This window comes from Ilyobacter sp. (assembly GCF_041583315.1).
Lineage (GTDB): Bacteria > Fusobacteriota > Fusobacteriia > Fusobacteriales > Fusobacteriaceae > Ilyobacter.
The window spans coordinates 1-3278 of record NZ_JBFHGC010000337.1 but is presented as its reverse complement, the minus strand read 5'-3'; the positions used below and the strand labels follow the sequence as shown (position 1 = coordinate 3278).

Annotated in this window: 4 protein-coding genes; all 4 read left to right on the top strand. The window is 31.6% G+C overall.

Features of this window, described 5'->3' with window-relative positions:
• Window positions 1-196, top strand: a 196-nt coding sequence (locus ABZA26_RS10955; protein WP_372714567.1) for a metallopeptidase TldD-related protein, incomplete at its 5' end; no start/stop codon positions are given.
• 265 nt (window positions 197-461) lie between these two features.
• Complete coding sequence (locus ABZA26_RS10950) at window positions 462-1016, top strand: sugar O-acetyltransferase (protein ID WP_372714566.1); 555 nt, start codon at window positions 462-464, stop codon at window positions 1014-1016.
• Between the two features lie 215 nt (window positions 1017-1231).
• Window positions 1232-2086, top strand: coding sequence for a histidinol-phosphatase HisJ family protein (locus tag ABZA26_RS10945; protein ID WP_372714565.1), 855 nt, complete (start codon window positions 1232-1234; stop codon window positions 2084-2086).
• A 574-nt stretch (window positions 2087-2660) separates the two neighbouring features.
• A partial coding sequence (locus ABZA26_RS10940; RefSeq protein WP_372714564.1) for a pseudouridine synthase occupies window positions 2661-3278 on the top strand: 618 nt, incomplete at its 3' end.

Sequence of the window (3278 nt, the reverse complement as noted above, 5' to 3'; positions counted from 1 at the left end):
GAATGGGAAAATAACTGAACCTGTGAGGGGAGCTACCCTTATCGGAAACGGGCCTGAAGTTCTGAAAAAAATAGATATGGTCGGAGACAACCTTGCACACGGTCAGGGAATGTGCGGGTCTGTTTCCGGAAGCATACCGGCCAATGTAGGACAACCTGCTATTAGGACGTGGTGTACAGTTGGTGGTAGAAAGTAATTAATAACTAGAAATCACCCTAAAACTCAGGTAGAAAATCCGAGTTTGTTTATTTAAAACTAAAAAAAAAGTCGGGCAATTAAGCCCGGCTTTTACCATGGTAGTGTAAATATTTTTTACATTTTTTATAGCCTTCTTTTCCTGCTTCTGATACAGTAAAACTAGCATAAACAGATAATATAGGAGTACTGGGTTTAGTTACCTAGATTTTTAGTATTTAATCTATCTAGAATGTAATGAAAAAACCGAAGATAAGGAGAGACAAATGACAGAAAAAGAAAAAATGATAAATGAGGTGCTGTATGATCCATCTCATATAGAGTTAGTAAAAGATCGGATGAAAGCTAAAAAATTATGTAGAAAATTTAATATTGAAGTGTATGGAGAAAAAGAGATAAGAGATGAAATACTTGCTGAATTATTTAAAACGGATGTGAAACCACATATAGAACCTAATTTTTGGTGTGACTACGGATATAATATTGCATTTGGTAAAAACTTTTATTCAAATCATAACCTGATAATTTTAGATGTTGCACCTGTTATTTTTGGTGATGATGTCATGATTGCTCCAAATGTGCAAATATATACAGCAAGTCATCCACTTAATCCCAATGAAAGATGCAGCGGGCTAGAGTTTGGGAAAAAGGTTGTTATAGGTAATAAAGTATGGATCGGTGGGGGAGCTATTATTCTTCCAGGGGTAACTCTTGGAGATAATGTTGTTGTCGCTGCCGGAGCTGTTGTAACTAAACCTTTTCCAGATAATGTAGTTATTGGAGGTAATCCAGCTAAGATAATTAAGAAAGTGAGAATATAATAAATTTTGTGATCTTTCCTAAATTCTAATTCTTGACAAAAATAGCAGGTTATCAGAATATTTATTATAGAGCCTGTGTTTTATTTAATTGCTAATATCTGATTGGTAGAAGAGTAATTCAAGACATACCATTGATAAATCTAGATTTTTTTTATGAGCTGGAGATATAGATTACAAAGAAAATAGACTAGAGCTTGTGGCTTAGGGGGAGAGATATGTATTCAGATTACCACGTGCATTCAAGTTACAGTGATGATTCCACATATCCTATGGAGGATATTATAAAAAGAGCAATTGATCTTGGTATGAATGAAATATGTTTTACCGAACACGTCGATTATGGAGTAAAGGTAGATATAAATTCTAATCCATCCAAGATGAGATCCTATTATCCAAAAACTAAATCAGAAATTGAAATGATGAAAAATAATTGCAACTATAGTGAGTATATTTTAGAATATAATAGATGTAAGCGTCTTTATAAAGATAAGATCAATATTAAACTGGGTATAGAATTTGGTATGCAGGTAAATACTATTGATTGCTTTAAAGTTGATTTTGACAGATACGATTTTGATTTTGTTATTTTGTCATGTCATCAGATAGAAGACAAAGAGTTTTATAATTATCGATTTCAAGAAGGTAAAACTCAAGCGGAATATAACAGAGCTTACTATCAAGAAATACTGAATGTAATAAAAGAATATAAAGATTACAGTGTGCTTGGTCATTTGGATATGATAAAAAGGTATGATAAGGTTGGTATCTATCCATTTGAAGCTGTAAAAGATATTGTTACTGAAATACTTAAACAGGTTATAAAAGACTCTAAAGGTATTGAAATAAATACTTCGAGTTTTAGATATGCACTTTCAGATCTAACGCCATCCATAGAGATAATAAAACTATATAAAGAGCTAGGTGGCAAGATAATAACTATCGGATCAGATTCACATGAGGAAGATCACCTTGGTTATAAGATCTTAGATGTAAAGAGAGAGTTGAAAGAACTCGGATTTGAATATTTCTGTACCTTTAATAAAATGGAACCAATATTTCACAGGCTCTAATTTAAGCTTCTAATAAGGGTCTTTGAGCCATTAAATATTTATCCATTTTTTCAAGAATATGTATGCTCACCTGTATTTTACGCACGCGTAATTTATATGGAATCTGCATATAAAAATAGAGGTCCTATTGTGACCTCTATACTCTGACAAATCTCCAATGGTATTCCATCAAGGGCCACTTTTTTCATACCAGTAAATTCTTTTATATTCTTATGAATTTCAACTATAGTTTTTCCAGGTAGATATTCTTGTAACTTCTCTACAGTAGCTGACTTTCCTACATGTATTGTAAAAAAAAATCTTTTATGATATAATTTTTGATAGTTTAAATAATAAAAAGAGAGTTTTAATTTCTATAAATTTTAAGGGATTTACTAATAGCGGTCATTTTTTTCACCTTTTAATACTTGTAACTATTTTTACGATGTTCAAAGTTTCAAGTTTTTCTATTAATGTGATAAAAGTAATATAATTTTTTAATTATTATTGTATTTTAAAGGTGGTGTGTGATTTAAGCACGTCACTTTATTTTTTTTTATTTAATTTTTTTATAAAACGGTATAGGGGAGATAACTTGAGATTAGAAAAATTTTTAGTCAACTGCGGTGTAGGGAGCAGAAAAGATATCAAAAAAATAGTCGGAGAGGGAAGGGTTAAAATAAATGGCGTAGTCACTTTAAATTTCGGACTTTGGATCGAAGAAGATAGTGATAATATCACCCTCGACGACAGACACCTTGAATTCAAAACTCTGAGGTATTACATTCTATATAAAACCAAAGGTTATATTACTGCTGTAAAGGATGATCGACATCCGACTGTCATGGAACTTTTACCAGATTGGTTAGATATAAAAGATCTATTCCCCGTAGGGAGATTGGACAAAGATACAGAAGGACTTCTCCTTTTTACAAATGACGGGGATACAAATTATAAAATGACCCACCCTGACAAAAAAATATTAAAAAAATATTATGTGGAGCTCGACAGACCCATCTCAGTGGAAGATATTAAAAATCTGGAAAATGGTATTGATATAGGAACGCATATATGTCTTCCTGCAAAAGTTCATTATTTAGAACAGAATAAAATATTCCTTACTATTCAAGAGGGAAAATACCATCAGGTAAAAAAAATGGTAGGGGCCATAAAAAATAAAGTTTCTTACTTAAAAAGAGTAAAATTTGGTAAT